This is a genomic window from Clostridium sp. AM49-4BH, assembly GCF_003478335.1.
GTDB lineage: Bacteria > Bacillota > Clostridia > Lachnospirales > Lachnospiraceae > Butyribacter.
Map to the genome: position 1 here is coordinate 1 of NZ_QUFB01000119.1, position 1659 is coordinate 1659.

Annotated in this window: 1 protein-coding gene; it reads left to right on the forward strand. The window is 39.9% G+C overall.

Features of this window, described 5'->3' with window-relative positions:
* Positions 1 to 91 precede the first annotated feature (91 nt).
* Positions 92 to 1405 carry an IS30 family transposase gene (locus DW981_RS14620; RefSeq protein ID WP_118508243.1) on the forward strand — a complete coding sequence of 438 codons (1314 nt, stop codon included), beginning with the start codon at positions 92 to 94 and terminating at the stop codon, positions 1403 to 1405.
* Positions 1406 to 1659: the final 254 nt, after the last annotated feature.

Consider the following 1659-nt stretch of genomic DNA (forward strand, 5'->3'; position numbering starts at 1 on the left):
GAATTCTCTTATGCACAAGTGGCATTTAATCTTTCACATTATTGTGTTATGCTCATAGTCGTGCTCTGACAGCAGTAGGAGGAGAACTATCATGAGTAAATACATTCCTGGTAATCAAAAACACCTTACCCTTGAAGATCGCAAGTACATTGAAAAATCCTTAAACTCGGGCTGTTCTTTTAAGAGCATTGCCAGATATCTTTGCAAAGATCCAACAACGATCTCAAAAGAAATCAGGCTGCACAGGATCAGCGACTGGTATCACAAAGGTAGTTTTAACAATGCACATAATTTTTGCATCCACAGATATCATTGTAGAAAAGTCAATGTATGTGGCAAGATCATTCTCTGTGGCGTCAAATGCACCTCTTGTCCGACCTGCAATCAGACATGCCCGGACTTTGTTAAAGAACGCTGCCGACGACTCGATAAAGCACCTTATGTGTGCAACGGATGTCCAAAAGCAATCAATCACTGCACAATTGCCCACAAATACCGCTATGATCCTATTTTTGCTGATCGCAAATACAAAGAACGTCTCTCGCAATCCAGAGCCGGTATAAACATGACCAGACACGAACTGCATCAGAAAGATATGGTCATTACACCGCTGATCTTCCAAGGACAGTCTCCGTATCAGATCATAACAAATCACCCGGAACTAGACATGTCGGTCAGGACCCTGTATTCCTATTTGGATAAAGGTATCCTTTCTGCAAGAAATATTGATCTGAAACGTCAGGTAAAATTTAAGCCCCGCAAGGTACACAAAACCCAAATCAAGGACAGATCCGTTTTTATAGGACGTATGTTTTCTGATTTTCAGTCGCTTGGACTTGATCACTTCGCCGAAATGGATACGGTTCACTCATCGCAGGATTCAAAACGCGTCATCCTGACATTTTTCTTAACTCGCGAAAAATTGTTTCTTGCATTTGTTATGAACAGATGTACCAAAGGAGCCGTTAAACTTGTTTTTAACAAGTTAGAACACCAGCTTGGCACGAAGGATTTTTTTACTTTATTCAACACAGTTCTTACAGATCGTGGCTCTGAGTTTGGAGATCCAGAATCTCTTGAAAACGGCATTAATGGCATTATGCGGTCAAATATCTACTACTGCGACCCTATGCGCAGCGGTCAAAAAGGCGGTATTGAACAGGCACACACTATGCTTCGGATGATCCTTCCTAAAAAGAGCAGCTTTGAATACCTCACACAGTGGGATTTAAGAACTATTGTAAATCATATAAATTCAACTCCAAGAGAAATCCTTGGTGGTCGAACGCCATATGATGCAGCTTTTGAAAACTATGGTATAGACATCTTAAAAGCACTTCAGCTTAGGCCGGTTCCACCCGATGATGTTAATCTGACGCCTAAGCTGATACAATTTAATAACTAACTTAACACAAAAAACTGCTGTCAGACTGGAACTTAACAATTCACATTTTTCGAACGCAGCCTGTGGAATTTAGTCCAACACACAAAATATCCAGAGGCTTGTTTGCCATGTCTGAAATTGAGATGTTTTGTGAAAAGTCACTTTTATTATAACAGTTTTATAGATATTTAGCTCTCTGAAATTCTAAAAAATCAAGTAATTTTAAGGTGAGGTGGAATTTACCCCTGCACTGGAATTTACTTTTTCAAGTTAGC

Bases quoted from the DNA above. Each gene is read 5' to 3' on its own strand.
- DW981_RS14620 (WP_118508243.1), top strand. From the start codon at position 92: ATGAGTAAATACATTCCTGGTAATCAAAAACACCTTACCCTTGAAGAT.